This window comes from Henriciella sp. AS95 (assembly GCF_038900055.1).
Lineage (GTDB): Bacteria > Pseudomonadota > Alphaproteobacteria > Caulobacterales > Hyphomonadaceae > Henriciella.
The window spans coordinates 2356445-2381488 of sequence record NZ_JBBMQM010000001.1 but is presented as its reverse complement, the minus strand read 5'-3'; the positions used below and the strand labels follow the sequence as shown (position 1 = coordinate 2381488).

General features: G+C 56.1%; 20 protein-coding genes and 2 tRNA genes. 11 read left to right on the top strand and 11 right to left on the bottom strand.

Features of this window, described 5'->3' with window-relative positions; genetic code table 11:
• Positions 1-22: 22 nt before the first annotated feature.
• The 5 genes from tig to WNY37_RS11770 all read right to left on the bottom strand — a co-directional run bounded on the left by tig (position 23) and on the right by WNY37_RS11770 (position 3919).
• A complete protein-coding gene (gene tig, locus WNY37_RS11790; protein WP_342974897.1) occupies positions 23-1357 on the bottom strand; it encodes a trigger factor in 1335 nt (444 codons plus the stop codon).
• Positions 1358-1482: 125 nt separating this feature from the next.
• Positions 1483-1567: transfer RNA gene (locus WNY37_RS11785), tRNA-Leu, on the bottom strand.
• A 40-nt stretch (positions 1568-1607) separates the two neighbouring features.
• Positions 1608-2387, bottom strand: coding sequence for an NAD(P)H-hydrate dehydratase (locus WNY37_RS11780; RefSeq protein WP_342974896.1), 780 nt, complete (start codon positions 2385-2387; stop codon positions 1608-1610).
• A gap of 222 nt (positions 2388-2609) precedes the next feature.
• Positions 2610-3149, bottom strand: a complete 540-nt coding sequence (locus WNY37_RS11775; RefSeq protein ID WP_342973584.1) for a histidine phosphatase family protein — start codon at positions 3147-3149, stop codon at positions 2610-2612.
• The gene (locus WNY37_RS11770; protein WP_342973583.1) at positions 3146-3919 is read right to left on the bottom strand and encodes a Coq4 family protein; all 774 of its coding nucleotides are present in this window, start codon (positions 3917-3919) and stop codon (positions 3146-3148) included. The genes WNY37_RS11775 and WNY37_RS11770 overlap by 4 nt, the downstream gene beginning before the upstream one ends.
• Positions 3920-4156: 237 nt before the next feature.
• Here WNY37_RS11770 and WNY37_RS11765 point away from each other — a divergent pair, with 237 nt between their 5' ends.
• The 6 genes from WNY37_RS11765 to WNY37_RS11740 all read left to right on the top strand — a co-directional run bounded on the left by WNY37_RS11765 (position 4157) and on the right by WNY37_RS11740 (position 10865).
• Entirely contained in the window at positions 4157-4495 is a 339-nt protein-coding gene (locus WNY37_RS11765) for a P-II family nitrogen regulator (protein ID WP_084393853.1), read from the top strand.
• A 57-nt stretch (positions 4496-4552) separates the two neighbouring features.
• On the top strand, positions 4553-5956 hold the full coding sequence (glnA, locus tag WNY37_RS11760; RefSeq protein ID WP_342973582.1) for a type I glutamate--ammonia ligase: 1404 nt from the start codon (positions 4553-4555) through the stop codon (positions 5954-5956).
• A gap of 182 nt (positions 5957-6138) precedes the next feature.
• Positions 6139-6762, top strand: coding sequence for an ATP-dependent Clp protease proteolytic subunit (locus WNY37_RS11755; RefSeq protein ID WP_342973581.1), 624 nt, complete (start codon positions 6139-6141; stop codon positions 6760-6762).
• A 118-nt stretch (positions 6763-6880) separates the two neighbouring features.
• Positions 6881-8146 (top strand): ATP-dependent Clp protease ATP-binding subunit ClpX, encoded by a 1266-nt coding sequence (gene clpX, locus WNY37_RS11750; protein ID WP_342973580.1) that lies wholly within the window; start codon positions 6881-6883, stop codon positions 8144-8146.
• A gap of 142 nt (positions 8147-8288) precedes the next feature.
• Positions 8289-10694 carry an endopeptidase La gene (lon, locus tag WNY37_RS11745; RefSeq protein WP_342973579.1) on the top strand — a complete coding sequence of 802 codons (2406 nt, stop codon included), beginning with the start codon at positions 8289-8291 and terminating at the stop codon, positions 10692-10694.
• A gap of 95 nt (positions 10695-10789) precedes the next feature.
• A tRNA-Val gene (locus WNY37_RS11740) sits at positions 10790-10865 on the top strand.
• A 6-nt stretch (positions 10866-10871) separates the two neighbouring features.
• On the opposite strand, the gene WNY37_RS11735 is transcribed toward WNY37_RS11740, so the two are convergent.
• Together WNY37_RS11735 and WNY37_RS11730 are read right to left on the bottom strand one after the other, a co-directional pair.
• Complete coding sequence (locus WNY37_RS11735; RefSeq protein ID WP_342973578.1) at positions 10872-11417, bottom strand: thioesterase family protein; 546 nt, start codon at positions 11415-11417, stop codon at positions 10872-10874.
• 20 nt (positions 11418-11437) lie between these two features.
• On the bottom strand, positions 11438-12691 hold the full coding sequence (locus tag WNY37_RS11730; protein ID WP_342973577.1) for an FAD-dependent oxidoreductase: 1254 nt from the start codon (positions 12689-12691) through the stop codon (positions 11438-11440).
• Between the two features lie 167 nt (positions 12692-12858).
• On the opposite strand from WNY37_RS11730, the gene WNY37_RS11725 reads away from it, so the two are divergent.
• A complete protein-coding gene (locus tag WNY37_RS11725) occupies positions 12859-14574 on the top strand; it encodes an ATP-binding protein (protein WP_342973576.1) in 1716 nt (571 codons plus the stop codon).
• Here the strand turns inward: WNY37_RS11725 and rlmJ are convergent, their stop codons facing one another.
• From rlmJ to WNY37_RS11710, 3 genes are all read right to left on the bottom strand, one after another.
• Positions 14575-15312, bottom strand: coding sequence for a 23S rRNA (adenine(2030)-N(6))-methyltransferase RlmJ (gene rlmJ, locus WNY37_RS11720; RefSeq protein WP_342973575.1), 738 nt, complete (start codon positions 15310-15312; stop codon positions 14575-14577).
• Between the two features lie 48 nt (positions 15313-15360).
• Positions 15361-17148: a M28 family metallopeptidase gene (locus WNY37_RS11715; protein WP_342973574.1), complete on the bottom strand. Its 1788-nt coding sequence runs from the start codon at positions 17146-17148 to the stop codon at positions 15361-15363.
• Between the two features lie 87 nt (positions 17149-17235).
• The gene (locus WNY37_RS11710) at positions 17236-18144 is read right to left on the bottom strand and encodes a pirin family protein (RefSeq protein WP_342973573.1); all 909 of its coding nucleotides are present in this window, start codon (positions 18142-18144) and stop codon (positions 17236-17238) included.
• A gap of 108 nt (positions 18145-18252) precedes the next feature.
• Here WNY37_RS11710 and WNY37_RS11705 point away from each other — a divergent pair, with 108 nt between their 5' ends.
• The 3 genes from WNY37_RS11705 (at position 18253) to WNY37_RS11695 (ending at position 20870) form a co-directional block, all read left to right on the top strand.
• A complete protein-coding gene (locus WNY37_RS11705) occupies positions 18253-18777 on the top strand; it encodes a uracil-DNA glycosylase family protein (RefSeq protein WP_342973572.1) in 525 nt (174 codons plus the stop codon).
• A gap of 74 nt (positions 18778-18851) precedes the next feature.
• The gene (locus WNY37_RS11700) at positions 18852-19760 is read left to right on the top strand and encodes a lysophospholipase (protein ID WP_342973571.1); all 909 of its coding nucleotides are present in this window, start codon (positions 18852-18854) and stop codon (positions 19758-19760) included.
• Positions 19761-19823: 63 nt separating this feature from the next.
• The gene (locus WNY37_RS11695; RefSeq protein ID WP_342973570.1) at positions 19824-20870 is read left to right on the top strand and encodes a Glu/Leu/Phe/Val dehydrogenase; all 1047 of its coding nucleotides are present in this window, start codon (positions 19824-19826) and stop codon (positions 20868-20870) included.
• Between the two features lie 21 nt (positions 20871-20891).
• Here WNY37_RS11695 and WNY37_RS11690 read toward each other — a convergent pair whose 3' ends face one another.
• Complete coding sequence (locus WNY37_RS11690) at positions 20892-23417, bottom strand: Rne/Rng family ribonuclease (protein ID WP_342973569.1); 2526 nt, start codon at positions 23415-23417, stop codon at positions 20892-20894.
• Positions 23418-23817: 400 nt separating this feature from the next.
• On the opposite strand from WNY37_RS11690, the gene WNY37_RS11685 reads away from it, so the two are divergent.
• Complete coding sequence (locus tag WNY37_RS11685) at positions 23818-25008, top strand: N-acetylmuramoyl-L-alanine amidase (RefSeq protein WP_342973568.1); 1191 nt, start codon at positions 23818-23820, stop codon at positions 25006-25008.
• The last annotated feature ends 36 nt before the right edge of the window (positions 25009-25044 follow it).

The window sequence follows — 25044 nt, the reverse complement described above, 5'->3', positions numbered from 1 at the left end:
TATTCATGAAGCTGATCGTCGCTTACTCTTCGTCGTCTTTCATGAGCTCGTCTTTGGACACCTTCTTGTCGGTGACTTTGACGTTTTCGAGGAGATAGTCGACGACTTTGTCTTCGTAGATGGGAGCGCGAAGCTGGGCCATTGCGTTCGGATTCTGCTGGAAGAATTCGATGACCTGGCGCTCCTGTCCGGGATAGCGTTGAGCTTCGCGGATCAGAGCCTGCTGGACTTCCTGCTCGGAGATCTTGATGTCCTGGAGACGACCGATTTCAGCCAGAACAAGCCCAAGGCGAACACGGCGCTCAGCAATGGCGCGGTACTCTTCTTTCAGCTTGTCTTCGGGCTTGTCCTTGTCTTCGTCGCTGGCGCGGCCGGCATCCATTTCGGCCTGGAGTTGTTGCCAGATCTGATCGAACTCCATGTCCACCATTTTAGGCGGCAGCTCGAAATCATGGGCTTTGTCCAGTTCGTCGAGCAGGGCGCGTTTTGCCTTGGCGCGAGATGCATTGTCGAGTTCGGCCTGAAGCTGGTCGGTGATGAGTTTTTTCAGCTCTTCCAGAGAATCGATGCCGAGACCTTTGGCGAACTCCTCATCCACTTCCGGCGTCTTTGGCGCGCGAACTTCGTGTACGGTCACTTCAAAGACGGCGTCCTTGCCGGCGAGGTGCTCGGCTTGGTACTGTTCGGGGAAGGTCACTTCGACGTCTTTTTTGTCGCCGGCTTTCGCTCCAACAAGCTGTTCTTCAAAGCCTGGGATAAAGCTGCCTGACCCAAGGACCAGCGAGTGGCCTTCGGCTGCGCCGCCTTCAAAGGCTTCGCCGTCAACCTTGCCGAGGAAATCGATCAACACGGCGTCGCCATCACGAGCCTTCGCTGTCTTGCCGCGAGCCTCGAATTTCTGATTGTTTTCGGCAACCTGGCCGAGCGCCTCTTCGATCGCCGCGTCGTCGACTTCGGAGACGGGACGCGTAATCTTCATCTTCGACGTATCGGCTGGCTCGAACTCCGGCATGATGTCGACATGCATGTGGAAGGCGAGGTCTTCCTTGCCGTCCAGGACAGCGTCCATGTCGCTTTCCATGTGCATGTTCGGCTGGGAAGCTGGCCGGATATCGGCGTCGGCAATTGCCTTTTCGCTGGATTCTTTCATCGCAGCTTCGACCACTTCGCCCATGATCGACTTGCCGAACATTTTCTTGACGTGCGCAGCAGGTACTTTGCCGGGGCGGAAGCCCTTCAGACGCATTTGAGGACGAATTTCCTCAATCTTGGCATCAAAGCGCGTCTGCAGTTCGCTTGCAGGCACCTTGACCTTGTACATGCGGCTGAGGCCTTCGGCGGTTTCGGTGCATTCCATGTCTGTCATTCCTTGTGCCGGTTCGGCCTCATTGGCCGCGCATCTGGCATCGATTATCCTTGAAGCGGCGGTGTATGTCACAGCGTGGCGCGACTGTCTACGCGTGGAACATGACCAATCTCACATGGTGCGGATGGAGGGACTTGAACCCCCACGCCTCGCGGCGCCAGAACCTAAATCTGGTGCGTCTACCAATTTCGCCACATCCGCAATATGTGGAGGGGTCTCGTACTCAGCTCCGAGGCGCGGTTCAAGACCTCAATTCATAAAATCTGGAGAGAATAGCCGGCAGGGCTTCGGGAAGATCTTCCGCGATGAGCCCCGGACCGAAATTGCGTCCCGCTTCGCCGTGCACCCAGACGCCCGCACACGCCGCATCGAATGAGGTCATGCCCTGAGACATGAGACCGCCGACGACCCCGGCCAATACATCTCCGCTGCCCGCCGTCGCAAGGAAAGGTGAAGCGTGACGGTTGATCACAGGACGCTCGTCAGGCGACGCAATTATCGTTTCTGCACCTTTTAGAATGATCGTCGCGCCGGACTTTTGTGCCGCCTCAATCGCCGCCAGCTCACGCCCTTTGTCTTTCAACAGCCCTGCAAATAACCGTTCGAACTCTCCTTCGTGAGGGGTCAGAATTGCGGGCTTCTGCAGGCGTTTGAAAAGATGTTCCGGCTGATCCTTGAATACCGTGAGAGCATCCGCATCGAGGACGGCTGATGCTGCATGATCCAATACCGTTTCAACGTTTCGGGCCGTTGTGCCTGAAACTCCTGCGCCGGGCCCGATAACGACACAATCCATCTGTGCGGTGAGCGCCGCCAGCTCTTCTTCGTTCTGGAAGGGCTTTACCATGACCGCCGTGGCGTGGGTGGCATTGACCAGAACCGAAGCGGGCGGCGAGAGAAGGCTGACCAGGCCGGCGCCGATGCGTAGGCCAGCTCGAGCCGTCAAGCGCGCTGCGCCTGTGGCAGCTGTTGGGCCCGTTACACACCCCAGATGTCCACGCCCATATTTATGGCCTTCCACGCTGGGCCACGGCCATCTTGCGAGCCAAAGCTCGGGGCCGTTCTCAAGAGGGCTGAGCTTGGTCAACTCGACTTCTCCAATGAATTCCGCCTCGCATCTTCCGGATGAAATGATACGGCGAAAGGAAGCGGTATCAACAGCCCGAGCCAATCCAAGAGCAAACTATAAAGGGCAGAACACCGCCCCATGCAGAACGTTGGGCACATCTGCGGCGTTCTGGGACTAAAGGACTTTGGTCTCTGCTTCGCCGCCCATCGCCTGAACAGCCAATTTGTCACCATTTCGAACGAGTGTTGTGATGGAGCAATTGCCTGGGCGGAAGACAGTCACGCTCTGAGTTCCATCAAGGTGCCCAACGATGGCATTGATCGCCACGAAGTGTGTGAAGACTGCCGTGTTATCGGGTAGGGCTTCCACCGTCGCAATCAGTCTGGACCGCCAGTCTTTCAGAACTTGCGGCGCAGCGGACCAGTTGCCGGCCATGAGATTGGACAGCCAGGCGCGGCGGTCTTCAAGGCCCTCCGGTGTCGGGATTTCTGTTACTGCGTGGACCGTTTCCATCTCGATCCCCGATTGTCCCGAAAAGGCGCGCGCCGTTTCCTGACACCGCGCCATTGGACTGGAGATGACCTTTTCGACCGGCGCTCTCAACAATTCTTTTGCGGCGGCCGCGGCCTGCTTTCGGCCTGACTTGGACAGTCCTGGATCAGCCGCTTCACCCCAGCTGGCGGCGGCTTCTCCGTGTCGAATAAGCCAGATCAAGCTGCTGTTGCCAGGGGTTCGATCCCAGCGTCGGCCAGAATTTTCAGGGCGCGATGATACAGGATCGGCTCTGCAATTCCGAGTTCAGCGCGCACTTCGTCCAGTGGCCTCGGCAACAGAGCAAGAATGTCTTGTTCGATTATTCGTTTTGCGCGCTTGCCGTTTTCGCGGCCTTCCCGGATCACGCCTTTAATGTCCGCTTCCTTGGGGGCGACTTTCGCGATCTGACGCCCGCCCATGAAGTTGATGAAGCGCACGCCGAGGCCGCCTTGCTGGCTATGTGTGAACCCCAGAAGCGTTGCCTCACCAAGCGCGTCGCGACCATAACCGCTCAGAATGTGAAACATATCATGCGTGTCGCGCAGACGGTTCGCGTACCAGAGAAGATCGTCATCGTAGTCCCGCCAGCCAGTGTCGCGCTTCTCGCTTTCTGCAACGAGGCCGGCTGCTGTTAGCCCTTCGCGTTCCATGAATTCCGCATAGACGCGGCCGACGCTGCCTTCTGGCATCTCATAAAGAGGGCCGTGATCGTCGAGAAGAGGGGGAAGATACGTTCTCTTTCGAAGCTCTGCGGCTCCGCGTTCCGTCGAGACGAACCGCTCGAAGTCTTTCAGCAAATGATTGCCGTTCAGCGACTCGATGATCAGAAAGACCTGCTCGGTATCTTCCTTGTTGGCGATGAGCCGCTGCATGTGCATCCATGCCTTGAGCGGCCTGAATTTAGGCTGAGGACGGTCTGGATTGATGTTCGTCATCGTAGCGGCGGTCATGAAACTTCCCGGAAATGCTGTATAAACGTTGGACATTATATAGCATCAGCCCATTAACAGAACAATGACGCGGGCGTCATTTTTGCCGCTACAGCCCTGCCCAAATCACAGTCAGTTGCGCTGAATTTCTGTGCAGAAGCAGAGAGCTGTGGTCCAATTCGTTAATCGAATTGCCGCCTTGCGCGCAGGCCTGCTAATCCACGGCAAAACCATTCAAAAAGAGAGGGTCTAGGGCCAATGAAAAAGATTGAAGCGATCATCAAGCCATTCAAGCTTGATGACGTGAAGGAAGCGCTTCACGCAGTCGGCATGCAGGGGATGACTGTCACTGAAGCAAAAGGCTTTGGACGCCAGCGCGGACATACTGAGCTGTATCGCGGCGCTGAATATGTTGTCGATTTTCTTCCCAAGCTGAAGGTCGAACTCGTCGTCGCCGATGGTAGCATACCTGGTGCGATTGAAGCGATTTCCAAAGCAGCGCACACCGGAAAGATTGGCGATGGAAAAATCTTTGTGTCAGAAGTAACCGAGGCTGTCCGGATCAGAACCGGCGAGACAGGCGAGGGCGCGCTCTAAGCGGGTGTGCCGTCATCGAGACGGGCGAAAAGACAGGAATTCATACAGGAGGGCTTTATGGCCGAAAATCTAATGAAACTCATGAAGGAAAAGGACGTCGAGTTTGTCGACCTGCGGTTCACGGATCCGCGCGGCAAGCTGCAGCACGTCACCTTCGACAAGGGCATGATCGACGATGACTTCTTCACGGAAGGTCAGATGTTCGATGGCTCGTCAGTTGCGGGTTGGAAAACGATCAATGAGTCCGACATGCTGCTCATGCCGGACACGAGCGCTGCGCTTATCGACCCGTTTTTCCAGCAGACAACCTTGGCCGTTATCTGCGATATTCTCGATCCGATCACGGGCGAGGCCTATAGCCGCGACCCGCGGACAACAGCAAAGAAGGCGGAAGCCTATCTGAAGCAGTCGGGAATCGGCACGACGGCCTATTTCGGACCTGAAGCCGAATTTTTCGTATTCGACGATGTGAAGTGGTCCACCGAGCCGCACAAGACTGGATATTCGTTCGATTCGACCGAACTGCCGGCCAATACGGACAAGGAATATCCAATGGGCAATATGGGCCATCGCCCACATGCCAAGGGCGGTTATTTCCCGGTGCCGCCAATCGATTCCGAGCAGGACATGCGCTCTGAAATGCTGTCCATCATGGGCGAAATTGGCCTGGAGCCAGAGAAGCATCACCACGAAGTGGCGCCTGCTCAGCACGAGCTCGGCATGAAGTTCTCGACCCTCACCAAGATGGCCGACAATCTTCAGTATTATAAATACGTGATTCACAATGTGGCTGCCCAGTACGGCAAGACCGCCACATTTATGCCGAAGCCATACTTCAATGATAACGGCTCGGGCATGCACGTTCACCAGTCGATCTGGAATGGCTCTTCGCCAACGTTCGCCGGCGATCTTTATGCTGGTCTGTCGGAGTCCTGCCTTTTCTATATCGGCGGCATCATCAAGCACGCCAAGGCTCTGAACGCGATCACCAACGCGTCCACGAACTCCTATAAGCGTCTGGTGCCGGGCTTCGAAGCGCCGGTTATGCTGGCCTATTCAGCCCGCAACCGCTCGGCGTCGATCCGCATTCCGTTCGGCTCGAACCCGAAAGCCAAGCGTATTGAAACGCGCTTCCCGGATCCAACCGCGAACCCATACCTGGCATTCGCAGCGCTTCTGATGGCTGGCCTTGATGGGATCGAAAACAAGATCCATCCGGGCGACGCCATGGACAAGGACCTTTACGACCTTCCACCGGAAGAAGCGAAGTCGATCCCACAAGTATGTGGATCGCTGCGTGAAGCGCTCGAAAGCCTCGACGGCGACCGGGAGTTCCTCAAGAAGGGTAATGTGTTCGACGATGACCAGATCGATGCCTATATCGATCTGAAGATGGAAGAGGTTGAGCGCCTTCAGCTCCACCCTCACCCTGTCGAATTTGACATGTACTACAAGATCTAGGTCTTGGTGGACCTTCAACAAGATTGCGCCGGGGCATTGCCTCGGCGCTTTCGATTCAGATTAAGACTTTATCCACTGCCGTCATCATAACGCCTCTTGCGTGCAATGGTTGGTAGACAAATATGCCAACCTCTGCGACCACAGTCGTGATGAGAACAACAGACTACGCTGGGAACTCCCGAATGTCCGATCCCTACACCACTGCGCTGAACCTGGTCCCTATGGTCGTCGAGCAGACGAGCCGGGGTGAGCGGGCTTTCGACATCTTCTCTCGGCTCCTGAAGGAGCGTATCATTTTTGTCACTGGCGGGATTGATGACGGCATGGCCGCTCTGATCACGTCGCAGCTCCTGTTTCTGGAGTCCGAAAGCCCGAAAAAAGAGATCGCCATGTATATCAACAGCCCGGGCGGATACGTTTCCTCCGGCCTCGCGATCTACGACACGATGCAATATATCCGCTGCCCGATCTCAACGGTCTGCATAGGGCAGGCGGCCTCGATGGGCTCGCTTCTGCTGGCTGCCGGCAAGAAAGACCTGCGCATCGCTCTGCCGAATGCACGCGTCATGGTGCACCAGCCATCTGGCGGGTTTCGCGGTGTGGCGACTGATATTGAACGGCACGCCGAGGAGATTCTCGAATTGAAACGCCGTTTGAACAATATCTATGTGAAGCACACCGGACAGGATTATGACACGATTGAGCGTAAACTGGACCGCGACACCTTCATGACGGCTGAGGAAGCTAGGGATTTCGGTTTGATTGACCAGGTTTTTGAGCGCCGCAAAGGCGAAGACGAAGAATAGTTCAGGCTGATGCGCCGCTGCACTTGCGCGTCTGAACTTTGAAAATAAGATCGATTTCGTGCGAGAAAGCTGCGCGGCATAAATCGTGCGTTAATTGATCGCAAGCATTGAGGTAGCCATGACTAAACAAAACGGCACCGGCGATTCGAAGAATACGCTCTATTGCTCTTTCTGTGGAAAGAGCCAGCACGAAGTTAAGAAGCTGATTGCGGGACCTACCGTTTTCATCTGCGACGAATGCGTCGAACTCTGCATGGATATCATCCGTGAAGAGAGCAAGGCTTCAGGCTTCAAATCGAAAGAGGGCGTTCCAAGCCCCCGTGAGATATGTGACGTCCTTGATGACTATGTGATCGGCCAATCCTACGCCAAACGCATTTTGTCGGTCGCTGTACACAACCATTACAAGCGTCTCTCGCACGCCTCCACGTCTGATGGTGTGGAACTCGCGAAGTCAAACATTCTGCTCGTCGGCCCGACGGGGTGCGGCAAGACGCTGCTCGCACAGACGCTGGCGCGCATCCTGGATGTGCCGTTCACCATGGCTGATGCGACGACGCTCACGGAAGCCGGTTATGTCGGTGAAGATGTCGAGAATATCGTTCTCAAACTGCTGCAGTCTGCCGACTACAATGTCGAGCGGGCACAACGCGGTATCGTTTATATCGACGAGATCGACAAGATTTCCCGCAAGTCGGACAATCCATCCATAACCCGCGATGTGTCAGGCGAGGGGGTTCAGCAAGCGCTCCTGAAGATTATGGAAGGAACGGTTGCGTCTGTTCCTCCCCAAGGTGGACGTAAGCATCCGCAGCAGGAATTTTTGCAGGTCGACACAACCAACATCCTGTTTATTTGCGGTGGTGCCTTTGCTGGCCTCGACAAGATCATTTCTTCGCGTGGTGAAGGGACCCGTATGGGCTTCGGCGCTGATGTGAAGGATCCGGACGGTCGCGGTGTTGGCGAAGTGCTTCGTGATACAGAGCCCGAAGACCTGCAGCGTTACGGTCTCATTCCGGAATTCATCGGCCGTCTGCCCGTCATTGCGACGCTGGAAGACCTCGATGAGGAAGCACTGATCGAGATCCTGAGCCAGCCCAAGAATGCTCTGCTGAAGCAGTACCAGCGTCTCTTTGATATGGAAGACGTCAAGCTGACCTTCACCGAGGAGGCTCTCACCGCCGTTGCGCGCAAGGCTATTGCCCGTAAAACCGGTGCGCGTGGCCTGCGGTCAATCATGGAAGGCATCCTGCTCGACACGATGTTCGAGCTGCCAAACCTGCGTGGTGTCGAAGAAGTTGTGGTCAATGGCGAAGTGGTTGAAGGCAAGGCTGCACCGCTGCATGTCCACGCCAAAGCCGCCAAGCCGAGCGAAGCATCTTAATTCTGTGCAATTCTTGATGCTCTGACCGGCTTGAATGGTCTGAGTTTACCTCCACATCTTTAACCAGAAGCCGGAATCGTCCACCCTTGAGACGAGCGGCGGATCGCTGCTGAGCAGGATCCAGAACTTAGGAGGCACAGAAATGCCCAGGAAAACCCTCCCAGTCCTTCCATTGAGGGATATTGTTGTCTTTCCAGACATGGTGGCGCCACTATTTGTGGGCCGCGACAAGTCGGTGAGAGCGCTGGAAATGGTCGATGAAGGCGAGAACGAGATCATGCTCGTCGCCCAGAAAGACCCTTCAACCGATGACCCGACTGCCGATGATGTTCACGAGCTCGGTACGGTTGCGACGATCTTGCAGCTGCTGAAGCTGCCAGATGGCACAGTCAAAGTGCTCGTCGAAGGCTCCAAGCGGGCCCGTATCGTCGAATTCAATGACCGTGACAGTTATTTCGACGCCGAAGTCGAACTCGTCGAGCCTGAAGCCGGAGACACCGGTGAAGTGCAGGCGCTTGCGCGGGCGGTCATCGATCAGTTCGAAAACTATGCAAAGCTGAACCGGAAGATTCCGCCGGAGTCGGTTGCGACCGTTTCCCAGATCACGGACGCCGGCAAGCTGGCAGACGCTGTTGCCTCACAGCTTCAGGTCAAGCTGACCGATAAGCAAGAGCTTCTGGAAGTTTCCAATGCCCGTGAACGCCTGGAGAAAGTCTTCGCTCTCATGGAGGGCGAGATGGGCATGATGCAAATGGAGCGGAAAATCAAAAACCGCGTCAAGCGTCAGATGGAGAAGACCCAGCGCGAATACTATCTCAATGAGCAGATGAAAGCGATCCAGCGCGAACTCGGTGATGCGAGCGAAGAGCGGGACGAAGTCTCTGATCTCGAAGAGAAAATTCGTGAAGTGCCACTCAGTGAAGAAGCCCGCACAAAGGCTGATCAGGAAGTGAAGAAACTCCGTCAGATGAGCCCGATGTCGGCGGAATCGACTGTGGTTCGAAACTATCTCGACTGGTTGCTTGCACTGCCATGGGGCAATCACAAGAACATCTCGACCGATCTCGACAAGGCGGAAGAGCAGCTTGATGAGGATCATTACGGTCTCGAGAAGGTGAAAGAACGCATTCTCGAATATCTCGCGGTTCAGAAGAGAACCAAGAAGATGAAGGGACCTATTCTCTGCCTCGTTGGTCCCCCGGGTGTTGGTAAGACGTCGCTCGGCAAGTCCATTGCGGAAGCAACAGGGCGTGACTTTGTGCGCGTGTCGCTCGGCGGCGTGCGTGACGAAAGCGAAATTCGCGGCCACCGCCGGACTTATATCGGCTCTATGCCTGGACGGATCATCCAGTCTATGAAGAAAGCCAAGTCGGGCAATCCGCTCTTCCTTCTGGACGAGATCGACAAGATGGGCATGGACCATCGCGGTGACCCGGCTTCGGCACTTCTCGAAGTGCTGGATCCGGCGCAGAATTCGACGTTCAACGACCACTATCTGGAAGTCGATTATGACCTGTCGGACGTAATGTTCGTGACGACAGCGAACTCGCTGAACATGCCGCAGCCGCTTCTCGATCGGATGGAGATCATCCGGATCGCGGGCTACACGGAAGATGAGAAGCTGCAGATTGCGATCCGTCACCTCATTCCCAAGATCCGTAAGGATCACGGGCTTGCTGAGAGCGAATGGGTCGTTAAGGACGATGCCGTTCGCGATCTGATCCGCTACTATACCCGCGAAGGCGGGGTGCGGAGCCTCGAACGTGAATTGGCAAAGCTTGCCCGCAAGGCTGTGCGCAAGATCACCCAATCGGGTGAGACAGCGATTGAAGTCACATCCGATAATCTGGGTGACTTCGCTGGCGTCCGGAAGTTCCGCTTCGGCCTTGCCGATGAGGAAGATCAGATTGGTGCTGTCACAGGCCTTGCCTGGACGGAAACCGGCGGTGACCTGCTCACCATCGAGGCCGTGCAGATGCCCGGCCGAGGCATGATGAAAGTGACCGGTAACCTTCGCGACGTCATGAAGGAATCGATTCAGGCGGCAAGCTCGCTCGTTCGGTCCAGAGCCGTCATGGTGGGTATCAAGCCGAGCCAATTCAACACGACGGACATTCACGTTCACGTACCGGATGGCGCCACTCCAAAGGACGGACCGTCTGCGGGTATCGCTATGACCACGGCCATTGTGTCGCTTCTGACTGGCAATCCGGTTCGCCGTGATGTCGCCATGACCGGCGAGGTGTCCCTGAGGGGGCGTGTCCTGCCAATCGGCGGCCTCAAGGAGAAGCTACTTGCTGCGCTCCGCGGTGGAATCAAAACGGTGCTGATTCCGGAAGAGAACGAGAAGGACCTCGCTGAGATTCCGGACAATGTGAAGGAAGGCCTCAAGATCGTTCCGGTGACGGACATCAATGAAGTCTTTGCCCGAGCCCTGACGCGTCCTCTGACGCCGATTGAATGGTCGGACGAAGACGAGGCTGCGCTTCAGGCGTCTCTGTCAGGCAAGCCGGTTGACCCGGACACTGCGGGTTCGCTGCGCCACTAGTCGCAATACACACTTATTGAGGGCGGCCTTCTGCATCATTCGCAGAAGGCCGTCTTGCTTTTCGCGACGAGCATGCGCAAAAGGCTCTTCTGGAAGGGCGGTTAGCTCAGTTGGTAGAGCATCTCGTTTACACCGAGAGGGTCAGCGGTTCGAGCCCGTTACCGCCCACCAGTTTCCTTATGTCGAGGCCGACGCAGAGTCTCGAAAGGTTTGGATGTCATCGATCATATTCTGGAACTCACGCGGCAAGGGTGGCGACGCCTGAGTGATGCCTAGGAGCTTCGTTACATCCTTGATCAGAACCCGTTCTGACTTCTTGCGGCTTGCAAACCTCGCGACCACTCGCAGCAGCGCTGTCTCCTCCTCATCACGAACAAAACGGTGTTCCAGGCAGAGATAAGTGTCGTTCCACCCGACGAGGCGTGTGGTAACCTTGAAAGCCTGGTGCGCTCGCAACATGCGCCTAAAAGCGACTGCCTCTGAAGCGACCACTGGCATCCAGCCTCGCTTGCGCAGCAGCGCCCAGGCATTCGTCCGGATGATGTAGTCAATCGTCGCGAGGTCGCTGAAAGAGAAATAACGGCTGTTCGTCATATGGGCGAACATGTCCTGATCGGTCAGCATGACGCGTGATCTAATCTCAGTCTCGTCCAGGTAATGGGTATCTTTTTTCGAGAAGTACGCTTTGAAGAAAACGCAGAGCAGGCGGAAAAACAGATTCATCGGCTGGCGTTCCTGAACGGCTAGGCTGTGGCCTGAATTTTTGCTGCGAGTCCAGCATTGAAGTTCACAATGTTGGAAACGGCTTCATGCGAGAATGCAGCTCCGGTGTACCAGGTGTTACGATGACCCTGCATCGTCTTTAGCGTCGTCAGCAAACCGTTGCGAATGGCATCGCTGTCATAACGCGCAAAATACTTCCACGTACGTTGAAGAATGAAACTGTCGACGGCCCCGCCATGATCTGCGATGTCGGCACGCAGCATTTCTTCCAGTTCTGCGTCGCTATACGAACCCGCCAGCTGTCCTGTGAGATAGAGGTGTCCGCCAAGATCCGGCTCGTATCCCTCATATCGCGCAGACATCAGGCGCCCATAGGGTGCACCGGGAACCACAGCACGGCTGTAGGCCTCAACGCGGCTGTCTGCGTACTTCTCCTTCATGCCGATCAACGTCGTCGTGTACGCATTCCATGTGATGGCAGAGGCTGCTTCAGCTTCCATCGGGGTGCTGTCTGTCAGGGCTACAAAATCGTCGATCGGCATGGCGCACACGACATGGTCCGCTTCAAACATTTCGCCATTCTCAAAATGGATTGTCGCGCTTTGGGACGTTCGTTCAATTCGAGACGCGCGGTGTCCCAATCGGACATCAAGATCGGCGCTCAGTCTGGTCCAGAAAGCCGACCAACCCTCAATAGGCATTTTCAGCTGCCGGAAGAGTCCGGTAAGGATAAGGTCGAGGTCATTCCAACGCATGGCCTGGACTGTCGGGGTCTCATCCACAAACCCGTAGCCCAGATTGGTCAGAGAGCGATACATGAAGCGTTCGATCTTGTGCAGATTGCGTGCGCGTAGCCACTCTGACACTGGCTGTGCCGCTTGTTCGAGTGCCCATTGCGGGATCGGATTCTGTTGTACGGCGCGCATAAGATGCCAGCGTCCAAGGAGGAAGCTGATTATCTGCGCCGGCAATGGCGGACCTGCACCCCGCCTGACATATTTGAGGAAATCCTCGCCATCAAAGGACTGTTCATTCATCCGGGCGAGGTGAATGTCAGCATCATTCATCCAGGTCGTTACAATGCGATGGGCCCGGGTCAGATAACATGTGCCCATCTCAACGATGGATTCCCCACGGACGACCGAGAAGGACTTGCCGCCTGGAGCGTTCTCAGATTCAAAGACGGTGACCTGAAACGCATCTTTATCAGCGAGCATTTTCGCCAGACTAATCCCGGCCGGCCCACCTCCAATGATTGCAACACGCTTCGGCATGGCGGTCCTGAATTTACCCTACTTCACTAGCCAACAGGCTCCCGCAGTTATTTTGCAAGAATTCTTCCACTTTGCGACGGCATAGAAACATTGCGAGCTGTGATTAGCGAATTTGCCAGAACTGATTTTGCGTAAAGTTAATAAAATTAGCCTACGCAGGTTCTAAGATGAGCGTAAAACCAGAAGCTGCGACGTGGATGATGATGCTGTTCCACAAGCTGCCGGTTCCCCAAAAGGGGACCGAGGAACGGGTATACGCAGAGATGCAGCGCCTGCTTCTCAAGCTCCTGGTTCCGATGGCGCTGATAAGCGCGTTTAACGGTCTGATATATTGCGCTGCATTTGTTCAATACGTTGAGCTCTGGAAGCTAGTTGTCTGGTATATTCCAGTCGCATTCTTCTCGGCCATGCAGATTTTTGCATCGGTGCGATTGAAAAAGCGAGCCAATCCGGCGCGCGCCTCGGTGCGATTGCTGAGAAAAGCTGAGTTTTCGACTGTGGTGGTTGGCGTCGTTTGGGGCCTGTCCGCGCTGCTCTTCCGTTCAGAAAATGAGCTGGCGAACCTTTTTATCTGTGTTGTTATTGCTGGGATGGGCGCGGGGACCATGTCGATCCTTGGCCCCGTCTCACGTATCGGCGGGCGGTTCCTGATCAGCAGTACGCTAGTGATGATGGCCGTCATCATTGCCATGGATTCACCGTTTGCTCTGCAAGTGTCATTGCTCGCACTTTCATTCATGGCGGCCTTGCTCATCGGTGGTCTCCGGAATTATCGCCATGTTTTTGAAATGATGGACCAGAGCATCCAGAGTGAAAGTGCGCGCGAGAAGCTAACGGACGCGATCGACTCCTCGAATGACGCATTTGCATTTTATGATGATGAAAACCAGCTGCTGCTCGCCAACAAGCGGCACAAGGACTGGTTCGGTGTTGAGCGCCCCGACTTTGCTTCCGGGGAAGAATCTGTCCCTGTCCTTCTGAAAAGCGGCCGCTGGCTGATGCGGTCGACGCGCGAAACCGGGCAGGGCGGTGTCGTTGTGGTTCACACTGACATTACCGCCCTGAAAACCCGCGAACGCGAACTGATTGAAGCGCAGCGCGAAGCTGTTGAGGCGGACGCGGCGAAAAGCCGTTTCCTCTCGACCATGAGCCACGAATTACGCACGCCGATGAACATTATTCTCGGATTCTCCAAACTGATGACGGGCGATTCCAAGCTTCGTTTGTCAAACGAGGAAATCCGTGAGTATGCCGACAATATTCACGCAAGCGGTACGCATCTGTTGCGCCTCATCAACGACATCATCGACTACTCCAAAGTCGGACTCGATCGCATTGCCATCAATCCGAAACGGATCGAAACCAAGGCATTGCTTTCTGAAGCCATTACGCTCGCCGCGGGCTTTGAGAACAAGTCGACCCTCGATTCATTCGATGTGGCCGTATCAGCCAAGCTGTCTGACCTGATGGTTGATGAGACAGCGATTAAGCGCATTCTTATCAATCTGATGACCAATGCGATCCGGTTTAACCGCTCCGACAAGAAAGTGGTTGTACGCGCTGGCCTCGATTCGTCGGGCATCCCATTCATTGCAATTCGGGATTTTGGGCGCGGTATTCCGGAGAACAAGATGGAGCGCGTGTTCGAAGCGTTTTATCAGGGGGACAATGATCTCGACCGTAGTCACGGCGGAACAGGGCTTGGCCTCACGCTGTGTCGCCACCTTGCACGTCTGATGGCAGGCGATGTGATCCTCAAATCTCGAGTGGGCGTCGGAACCACCGCCGTTTTGACCTTGCCGAAGTCGGTTTTGCTTGAAAGCGGTAATGACGATGCCGGCGCCATCACCGATGACGTCGCCGCCGAGCGTAACGTCGCCTGATCAGGCCCAGAGCGCTTCGAGCGCTTCACCGATCTGATAGGCCGGGCGAGCCATGGCCGGGGTTGTTCTCAAGCCGATGATGGCTGAACCCTCCAGAGCTGATTCCTTGGTCGAGAATTCTGTCCAGCGCGTACCAGCGACAAATCCGTAGTCCAGGCTGGCTACATACTGGCCGAACTCAAGTTCCCTCTCATCACGAAACAGGGGTAGCCAGACGAGAAACGTCGCCTTCGGCCAGCGTTTCATGGCGCGTGGGAGCCAATTGCCCAGCGCGTCCATATCTCGTTCAGTCTCATAGCTCGGATCCAGAAAGACCAGCATGTTTTCGCCGCGGCGCGGCTGCAAGGTCAAAGCGCCTTGATAGCCATCTTCTTCGAGCGCTCGTGTGCGATTATCGCTGGCCAATGCGGCCTGCAATTTCTTGTATTCTGCAGGGTGGCGTTCAAAGAAGATCATCCGATCCTGCGGTCTGAAACAGTGCTGAGCGATTGCCGGTGAACCAGGATATGCTTCTGGTCCGCGAGATTGTACGAATGCCAACCAGTCCACCATCTCGGGGCAGGGGGCTTCGTGGTCCAGCATCGGAAGCACGCCTTGCGCGGCCTCATTCGTCTTTAGCGACTGCTTTCCAGTCAGGTCGTACGTCCCGGTCGCGGCATGGGTTTCGAGGTATAGCCATTTCTCCTGCGACCGAGCCGCAATCTGCAGGACTGAAAACAGGACCGAGTGCTTGAACACATCAGCCCTGTTTCCGGCGTGAAATCCATGTTGGTAGGAAAGCAATGTTTACTCGTCGTCGCCAGCAAGGGAGGCCTTGCGGATGGATTCAAATTCATTGCCTTCGTACCAGGTTGGCCATTCGTCAGAATTGATGATTTCAAGCCCGACTTCGTAAAGCGCCGTAATGTCTTCGACCATTCCTGAGAGATCCCAGGTGTCGGAATACTCGTCCATCGGCTTGTGATAGCGCTGAGCGGTGTAGGCTTCTGCTGCGGCCATACCTGCCGCTTCACCGCCATCTCGCTTGTCGGAGCCGCCGTCTGCGTAAAGCATCGGCACGCCTTTCTTTGCTAGTGAGATGTGGTCAGAGCGGTAGAAATAGCCCGCTTCGGGCTTGGTATCCGGTTTTACCACACGGTCTTGCGCCGCCAGCTTCTCGGCCAGAATATCCTCAAGTTCCGAGGCGCCGTAGCCAACAACAACCATGTCCTTGGTGCGCCCGACGGGCAACATGCCATCCATGTTGATTCCGGCAACGACCTGATTGAGCGGAACGGATGGATTTTCGGCGTAGAAAGCCGAGCCAAGCAGTCCGGACTCTTCAAGTGTAACCGAAACAAAGAGGCCGGAGCGCGCATGCGGCTCAGCCGCCATTGCTTCTGCGATTTCAAGAAGGGCGGCGGAGCCAGTGGCATTGTCGACCGCACCGTTGAAGATGTCGTCGCGGTAAAAGTCTTCTGTGGGAGCCCCTGTCTTCTCACCCGTTTTTTTGCCGAGATGATCCCAATGCGCAGTGAAGAGCATGTACTCATCTGGTGCTTCAGTGCCGGGCAAGACACCGATAACGTTTTTCGACTCAGTGGTGGTGACGCTTTGTACAATCTTGCCGGACGCGGTGAGGTCGCCCATGTCCACTGCAGTAAAGCCCGGCTCTTGAGCAGCGGCTTTCAAGTCGTCGAAATCCAGATTGGCTTCGGCGAAAAGTTTGCGCGCAACGTCCTGTGTGATCCACGATTCATAGACCGTGCGATCGTCTCCGCCGTTCGGACGCACAAGATCGGCTTGCGCGCCGGACCATGAGTTCGAAACAACATCCCAGCCATAGGACGCAGGCGCCGTTTCGTGGATCACGATCGCGCCCGTAGCGCCCTGTCGGGCAGCTTCTTCGTACTTGTAGGTCCAGCGGCCGTAATAGGTCATCGACTTGCCGTTGAAGAGATCGTCGGTTCCGCGCGCAAAGCCTGGATCATTGACGAGCATAACGACGGTCTTGCCTTCGGCATCGACGCCCTCATAGTCGTTCCAGTCATATTCCGGTGCGACCACGCCGTAGCCGACGAAGACGAGTTCGGAATCGTCAAAGTCGAGTTCCTGTGCGTTCTGGCGTTTGGTCCAGAGGACGGCGTCGGTGGGCAACGACATCGGGTAGGCTTCGCCTGAGCGGCCTCCTTCAAAGGTCAGGCTTGATGCCGTCGAGTCGAGCGTTTGCTCAACCATGCCAACCGTCTGAAACCAGCTTCCATTGTCGCCGCCAGGTGTGAGGCCGATGCGCTCCATTTCAGCAGCAATCCATTCAGGCGCGTTCTCGCCGGCTTCACTTCCTGGGCCGCGCCCCTCAAAAGCGTCATCGGCGAGCGTCTCGATGCGGATTGCGAGGTCGTCTGCGGTAATGTCCGTGCTGGTGGCATCCGGAAGCGGGAGGAGGAGATCGTTCGTTGCCGTTTCCGTTTCGGTTGCTTCCGCTTCTACGGCGTCGCCAGAGTCCGGTTCAACTGGATCAGCTGTCTCGGCGGTCTCTGCTGAACAGGCGGCCAGAGCCACAAGGGAAATGGCGGGCCAGAGCATGCGCTTCATGAATCGTCTCCATAGATGTCTATTTGCTCACTTTGTTGCATAGGCAATCATTGCCCACAAGCAACGGGTTTTGCAGCGAATGGAAGGCTACCGGTCTTCGGGAAGTGGGATGTATTCATCTTCGCCGTCTGGGAGTGAAAACCGCGTACCAGTCCAGCCGCCTTTCGCCGAAGCGCGCCATCCTTCCCGAGCTTCATCGATGAGTGCAGCATCGGATGCGACGAGGTTCCAGTCCATCTTGCGCGTCCCATCCATCTTCTGTCCGCCAGCCAGAAGTATTTTGGTGTTCGGCCGCATTTCGACATTTACCGGACAATCGGGCCTCAGCACTGCCATATTGCCTTCAGAGAAGTTGCGCCCGGATATGGTCGCTGCGCCGGAAGCGACATAAATCGCACGCTCTTCAGCGGCGTCTGCTGGAATATCAAAGCGGGCAACCGCCGCGGCATCCACTGCGAGGTACCAGATGCCCCATGGGAACTCGACGGGAGAACGATGCCCCCAGGCTTCGCCAGCGAGAAGCCTTGCTGTTGCGCCGCCAAGTTCGAAGACTGGTAACGATTCTGACGGGTGGTGAGTGAATGACGGATCGCAAGTTTCATAGTCCTTCGGGAGTGCAACCCAAGTCTGGATACCGTGAATCGTCATCCCGGCTGCGCGTTCCTCAGGCGGAGTACGTTCAGAGTGCACGATGCCATTACCGGCCACCATCCAGTTGACCGCGCCGGGGCGGATAATGATGTCGGATCCGACCGTATCCTTGTGGGCAATAGCCCCATCGAAGAGGTAGGTGACGGTGGCAAGGCCGATATGGGGATGAGGGCGAACATCCATTCCCTCGCCCGGCGCAAATTGAGCGGGACCGAAGTGGTCGAAGAAAATGAATGGGCCGACCATCCGCCGCTTGTGATACGGCAGAATGCGACGAACATGAAATCCATCTCCGAGGTCCCTCCGCCGACTCTCGATGACCAGATCAATGCTGTCGTCACTCATGTCTAATATCCTTGAATTGGAGCCGGGTGTCATCAAGTTGCTTTGGTGACATGTGAACTTCAACCGTTTCTCGACAAGGTCCGCGCTTGCACCCTTTGCAAGGACGACATGCAACGGGCGCCCAACCCGATCCTTCGGGCTCATCAAAATGCGCGAATTCTGGTCGCCAGCCAGGCACCCGGCAACCTGGCGGACGTGAAGTCCAAACCTTTCGCTGACCCCTCCGGCGTCAGACTGCGTGAGTGGATGGATGTGAGTGACGAGGAGTTTTATGACGAGACGCGCATATCGATCGTCCCGATGGGCTTCTGTTTTCCCGGTTATGACAAAAATGGCGGTGACTTGCCGCCGATGCGAGTGTGCGCCCCCACATGGCGCCCGGCATTGCTCGAACGGCTTCCAAATTTGAAATTGGTTTTGGCGATTGGAGGCTATGCGCAGCGTTGGCACCTGGGACCCGCCGCCGAAAAGACTCTGACGGAAACGGTGAAAAACTGGCGGACGCACCTTCAGAGTGGGGTGTTGCCGACGCCGCACCCAAGTTGGCGAAACAATGGCTGGCTAAAACGCAATCCCTGGTTCGAAAGTGAAGTCTTGCCGGAACTTCGCAGGCGTATCAGAACTCTACTGTAATGAGATCGCTATTCGCCTTCATTCTTCTAGCGCTCGCAGCCTGCGCAACGCCCCAGATTCAGACGCCCTCAAATATGACAACTCAAACTGATCCGCAATTCTATCCGGCTACAGACCGGTTCGTCAGCTTCGATGGGGCTGAACTCGGTCTCACAGTGTGGAGTGCGGCGGACGCCGACCCGGACTATATCATTGTCGGACTTCACGGCATGAATGATTACGCCAATGCGTTTCACATGTTGGCGCCATGGCTCGCTGAGCGCGGCGTCACAACGTACGCTTACGACCAGCGTGGATTTGGGCGTTCAGAGAACCGTGGTTTGTGGCCAGATCAGGCGCTGATGCAGCAGGACCTGCGGACCGCAATTGAAGTGGCGAAGCAGCGGCATCCCAATACGCCGATTGGGGTGGTGGGCATATCCATGGGCGGCGCTGTCGCAATGACGGTGTTTGGCTCTGATAACCCTCCAGAAGGGGTTGATCGACTGATCCTTTCGGGCCCCGGCGTTCGCGGCTGGGGTGCGCTTAACTGGCTTTATCGTAGCAGCCTGTGGCTTTCGGCGCATGTGCGCCCCGGCTGGGTGGTGCGGCCACCGAAAGGCGTGAAGATTGAGCCGTCGGATAATATCGAGATGCTTCGCGAGATGTGGTTTGATCCTTTGACGCTAAAGGACAATCGCATTGATCAGGTCTATGGAGTGGTCTCGCTTATGGAGGCGGCGCACAAAGCAGCGCCGAATCTATCCCCATCCGTCCCGGTCTTATTGACCTATGGCGGCAAGGACATCGTAATCCCCCAATCGGCCATGAAGCGAACGGCCGGCACATTGCCGGCACATGTGCGTACAGCTTATTATCCCGCTGGATACCATATGTTGCTCAGAGACCTGCAATCAGAGGTCGTTTTTGCGGATATTCTCGCATTTCTGCACGATCATTCTGCGGTGCTGCCTTCGGGCGTGTCTGATGTGCCCCTACGATGAAGATGCGGGTTGACCGTACCGGCAGGCACGTTATGGCGCAGCCAAGACCAAGCGGAGTGCTCCATGTTCGACCATCCTTCTTACGATCACCACGAAGGCGTCCATTTTTTCGAAGATGAGGCTTCCGGCCTTAGAGCTATCATTGCCATTCATTCGACAGCGAGAGGACCTGCCGCCGGTGGGTGCCGCATGTGGAATTACGAAACCGGCGAACAAGCGCTACGCGACGCGCTTCGCCTGTCACAGGGAATGAGCTTCAAGAATGCGATGGCCGACCTGCCATTGGGGGGCGGCAAAGCTGTTATCTGGGGCAATTCAAAAACTGATAAGTCGAAGGCGCTTTTCGAAGCTTTTGGCCGCGCGATCGAGACGCTGAACGGCGCATACTACACGGCCGAAGATGTCGGGATCGATACCAGTGATATCGGCATTGTCGCCAGCCAGACCCAATACGTCGCGGGCCTCGATACCGGGGCCGCCGCTAGCGGTGATCCCTCGCCGACGACTGCACTTGGCATTTACCGCGGCATCAAGGCATGCGCGGCCCGAGCGTTTGGTTCAGACGAGCTGAAAGATCGCAGAATTGCGGTTCAGGGCGTTGGGTCCGTTGGTGGCTATCTGTGCGATCATCTCGCCGAGGAGGGCGCAAAGCTGATCATCGCCGATATCGACCAGGCTGAACTGGAAGCAGTGCGTTCGCGCACCGGCGCTGAAATCGTTGCGCCCGCGGATATTTACGACGTCGAGGCGGATATCTTTTCGCCTAACGCGCTTGGGGCAATCATAAATTCGGAGACGCTTCCGCGTTTGAAAACGAAAGTGATCGCTGGCGGGGCTAACAATCAGCTTGCGACGCCTGAGATGGGATACGCCGTCAAGGAACGAGGCATTCTGTACGCGCCCGACTATGTCATTAACGGGGGCGGGATCATCAATGTCGCCGCAGAGATTTCTGGCGAGTACTCCCGCGAATGGGTCATCGGCAAACTCGACACACTCATCGACACGCTAGGTCGCGTCCTCGACGAGGCGCTCGCAGGTGATGAGCCAACGCATCTGGTGGCCGACCGGATGGCACGCGACCGTATCGCCGCGGCCAAGCCGACTTAGTTCTTCATAGGTCAGTTCCAGCTATCGACCGCGAGACCACCAACCGCGTTTCTTTGGCTGGCTTTCTTTCTTTTCACCGTCGCCGGTTGTGAGCACAGGTTCGCTAGCAACAGGTTTGTCGGCTTCATAGACCTGTGCGGTCATTGGCGGCTTTTGCGACTCTTCAGGTGCAGACTCAGCAGGATCGGGTGACTTTTCGTCGTCTTTTGGAGCTTCAACCACGCTGTCTTCCGCCGGTTTTGGGCCAGTGCTGGACTTGGACGGCGCTTTCGCAGGCGTCTCTTCCGGTTCAGAAGGCGCCGGCGCTGGTGCATCCTGCGAAGTTTCGGATTTGGTATTTGTATCCGGCGTTTTCGCTTCGGCCTTGTTGCTTGAGCGACGGCGGCGCGGACGGCGCTTTTTCGGTGCTTCCGACTTGGGTTCCGTCTGACCGTCGCCATTTGTCGTCGTGTTTGGATCGTCTGCCTTTTCAGCCTCCAGCGCGACCGTCTTGGCCAGTTGCGGCTGTGACGCGGTCGACTGGTTCATCTGATCTGGATCGGGAAGGGCAGGGGGCTCATCATCCAGCATAGCAGGCGCGCTAACGGCCAGACCATCTAACAGAGCGCCGCCATCTGCAGGAACGATCGGCTTGGTTTCCCGACGCCGACGACGCCCACCGCGGCGACCACGACGGCGCCGTTTTTTTGACGAACCACTGTCACTGGATTGAGGCGATGTGTCTTCATTATCGCCGTCGTCGGCACTCTCTGCAGCGACATCTTCTTCTTCGTCATCCGTGTCATTCGGAAGCTTGTCATCATCTTCATCGCCAACGATGTGCTTGGCTCGCTCAGCGTTCTTCGACTTGCGACGAGACTTCTGGTTCGGATCTTTCTCCGCATCGATCTTGAAATCGCCAGGGAGGAGCTCGTCCGAAGAGCGCACGGAAATGGCAAATCCGGCTGTATCTTCGATGTCTGTAACGGCCTCTCGCTTGCTGTTCAGCAGGTAGAGAGCAACATCGGTTGGGGCGTGAACCGTGATGGAAGCGAGGCCGCCGCTCGCCGCGCGCGCTTCGAGCGCCCGGAGCAATTGAAGAGCCGCCGAGGGCACCGAACGTCTGCGTCCGGTGCCCTTGCAGGCATCACATGGATCAGACGTTGCCTGAAGCACACCCGCGCGTCGACGCTGACGTGAAATTTCCATCAGGCCAAATTGCGAGATTTTGCCCATCTGCACGCGAGCGCGATCTATCTTGAGACACTCTTTCAGCTTCTTCTCTACGGCCCGGTTGTTCTTGTTCTCCTCCATGTCGATGAAGTCGATAACAACAAGGCCAGCGAGATCGCGCAGTCGCATCTGGCGGCAGGCTTCCTCGGCCGCTTCCAGATTGGTTCGTAGCGCTGTCTGTTCGATATTACGTTCGCGGGTCGATTTGCCGGAGTTAACGTCGATCGCGACGAGCGCTTCGGTCTGGTTGATAACGAGATAGCCGCCCGACTTCATCTGAACAGTGGGCGAGAAAATTGAATCCAGCTGCTCTTCTACGCCTTCGGAAACAAAGAGTGGCGACGTGGACTTCCACTGTTTCACCTTCCGCGCCTGTGTGGGCATGATCATCTTCGAGAGGTCTTTCGCCTCGCGATAGGCGTGTTGTCCGTGGATGACGACTTCTTCGATGTCCTTGTCGAACATGTCCCGCATGGCTCGGTGCACCAGTCCACCTTCCTCGTGGATCAGGCAAGGTGCGATCGATTCAAGCGTTTTTGAGCGTATATTGTCCCAGAGCTTCTGGAGATACTCATAGTCGCGGCGGATATCAGTTTTCGTGCGTTTCGCGCCCGCTGTACGCACGATGAGGCCCATGCCGGTTGGCACATCCAGGCTGCTCATGATGTCCTTTAGACGCTTACGGTCCGCGCCATTCGAAATCTTGCGTGAGATACCTCCGCCACGCGGCGTGTTCGGCATCAAAACGCTGTAGCGACCGGCGAGGGACAGGAAGGTCGTCAGCGCTGCGCCTTTGTTGCCGCGCTCTTCCTTGACCACCTGAACCAGCATGACCTGCCGGCGGCGGATAACTTCCTGAATCTTGTATCGCTTCAGATTTGTGCGCGGCTTTCGCTTCGGCGCAGCATCTTCGCTATCATTATTATCGTCATCGGCGTCTTCGGATCCCTCCGCGTCGTCATCGTCGGCGTCCATGAGCGACTTCTTATTGTCGTCATCATCGTCCGGATCGTCCGCCTCAAGATCATCATCAGCGGCTTCAGCCGCCGCCCGAGCCGCATCGGCGAGAAGGGCCTCGCGGTCTTCCTGCGGAAGTTGGTAATAGTCAGGATGGATTTCGCTAAAAGCGAGGAAGCCGTGACGGTTTCCACCGTATTCTACGAAACAGGCCTGCAGGGAGGGCTCTACGCGGGTAACTTTAGCCAGGTAAATATTGCCGCGGAGTTGTTCCTTGCCGGTTGTCTCAAAATCGAAGTCGTCAACCCGGCCGTTCGAAACGAGCGCTACCCGGGTCTCTTCCGGGTGAACGGCATCGATCAGCATCAATTTGCTCATATGTAATCGCCTTGTGAACTGGCGGCGCGTTCCACCTCCCGTAGAGGATGGATGTGCGGCAAACGCCAGGAATGTTTTTCAGGGTGCTCGAGGACACAAGGCATCGCGCGCCGAAAGGCGCTACTCTGAATGCTGATTGTATGGGTCCGAGAGCCATTGTTTGGTATCCGTTTCCAACCTGGCAGCCTGCGAGGGACTAAGCTCGATCACGCGCCTGTCGGGGATTTTGTTCGCCCGAATATCCGGGTTGGCATGAACATGCCCAAAGCCGACACAGATGAAAAGAAGAAAATGTCATAAAAAAGAAAAAACACAGTCGCCGAGTGATCGGTAAATGTCGGATTAATCATCAATGTGGCATCACGCTGAAATGGGTGAGCGAATGGATTAAGGTGTGTAAGTGATTCCCGGAATTCGATATCTTGTCTCAGCTTTGTTTGCCGCGCTTGTCGTGATGAGCGCCCATGCCGGAGAGATAAGCGCGATACAGGTTTCAGGGGACACCGAGCACACGCGAATCACACTCACGACCTCAGAACCTATTGAGCATGGCTCCTTTCTGGCTCAACCAGGCGGTGTCGCTCAGGTTGAGGTATTGCTTCCGGGATCTGTCGTGCTGTCAAATGCAGCGACGCCGCCGCCTGGGGGAGCGGTTGAGTCTTATGAAATTAGAGATGACGAGGTGGTGTTCAGTCTGATGACACCAATGATGGTGTCGCGGACGTTGAATCTGTCTCCAACAACGCTTGAACGCAACTACCGCCTTGTCATTGACCTGGTGCGGGTTGCGCCCGTCCGATTTGAGCGGGCGGTTACCGCACAGGCCGGTGCAAAACAAACTTACAGAGCGCAAATGGCGTCATTGGCGAGGCGTGCACCTGAGCCAGCGATCGGCGCTTCGCGCCCCGACAAATACGTCATCGTTATTGACCCTGGACACGGGGGCAAAGATCCCGGCGCGTCCAGTCACAATCAGAAGCGTGAGAAGAATATCGTTCTTTCCACATCCCTGAAATTAAAGGAATTGCTTGAGCGTAACGCTCGGTATGAAGTGTATATGACACGCGAGACTGATGTGTATGTCGATCACGAGGTGCGTGTTTCCAAAGCCAGAAATTGGGGCGCCGACCTATTTATCTCTGTGCATGCGGACGCAGCCGGTAATTCGGCGGTCTCGGGCGCTACGGTCTACACCCTGTCATCACGTGGAGAGCGGCGAATTGATGGAACCGCCAAGACGAATGGATGGGATCTGCCGATTGAAGACGGAACCACTGTCGAAGTTTCTGGCATCCTTGCTGATCTGATCCGACGCGAAACCAAATCAAACTCTTCGGTTTTTGCGGAGATGCTCATTCCAGAACTCGCGAAGGCAGGTCCGGTCGTTCGCAATAGTCACCGTAGAGAAAACTTTTTCGTTCTGCTGGCGCCGGACGTTCCTGCGGTTCTGGTGGAAGTTGGATTTCTGACCAATCGCAGCGATGTGGCTCGACTTGGTTCCGAATCCGGACAGCGCAAATCAGCCGCTGCAATCGCCTCTGCCATCGATACCTATTTTGAACAGCGTGATCTGCTCTATGCAGCAAATTAGGCCATTTTGGCTTTCACCTGACAGGCGAGCGCCTTA

Coding starts and splice junctions, on each gene's coding strand:
- tig (WP_342974897.1), bottom strand. CDS start 1,357: ATGGAATGCACCGAAACCGCCGAAGGCCTCAGCCGCATGTACAAGGTC.
- WNY37_RS11770 (WP_342973583.1), bottom strand. CDS start 3,919: ATGACCGCCGCTACGATGACGAACATCAATCCAGACCGTCCTCAGCCT.
- WNY37_RS11765 (WP_084393853.1), top strand. CDS start 4,157: ATGAAAAAGATTGAAGCGATCATCAAGCCATTCAAGCTTGATGACGTG.
- glnA (WP_342973582.1), top strand. CDS start 4,553: ATGGCCGAAAATCTAATGAAACTCATGAAGGAAAAGGACGTCGAGTTT.
- WNY37_RS11755 (WP_342973581.1), top strand. CDS start 6,139: ATGTCCGATCCCTACACCACTGCGCTGAACCTGGTCCCTATGGTCGTC.
- clpX (WP_342973580.1), top strand. CDS start 6,881: ATGACTAAACAAAACGGCACCGGCGATTCGAAGAATACGCTCTATTGC.
- lon (WP_342973579.1), top strand. CDS start 8,289: ATGCCCAGGAAAACCCTCCCAGTCCTTCCATTGAGGGATATTGTTGTC.
- WNY37_RS11735 (WP_342973578.1), bottom strand. CDS start 11,417: ATGAATCTGTTTTTCCGCCTGCTCTGCGTTTTCTTCAAAGCGTACTTC.
- WNY37_RS11730 (WP_342973577.1), bottom strand. CDS start 12,691: ATGCCGAAGCGTGTTGCAATCATTGGAGGTGGGCCGGCCGGGATTAGT.
- WNY37_RS11725 (WP_342973576.1), top strand. CDS start 12,859: ATGAGCGTAAAACCAGAAGCTGCGACGTGGATGATGATGCTGTTCCAC.
- WNY37_RS11715 (WP_342973574.1), bottom strand. CDS start 17,148: ATGAAGCGCATGCTCTGGCCCGCCATTTCCCTTGTGGCTCTGGCCGCC.
- WNY37_RS11710 (WP_342973573.1), bottom strand. CDS start 18,144: ATGAGTGACGACAGCATTGATCTGGTCATCGAGAGTCGGCGGAGGGAC.
- WNY37_RS11705 (WP_342973572.1), top strand. CDS start 18,253: ATGCAACGGGCGCCCAACCCGATCCTTCGGGCTCATCAAAATGCGCGA.
- WNY37_RS11700 (WP_342973571.1), top strand. CDS start 18,852: ATGACAACTCAAACTGATCCGCAATTCTATCCGGCTACAGACCGGTTC.
- WNY37_RS11695 (WP_342973570.1), top strand. CDS start 19,824: ATGTTCGACCATCCTTCTTACGATCACCACGAAGGCGTCCATTTTTTC.
- WNY37_RS11690 (WP_342973569.1), bottom strand. CDS start 23,417: ATGAGCAAATTGATGCTGATCGATGCCGTTCACCCGGAAGAGACCCGG.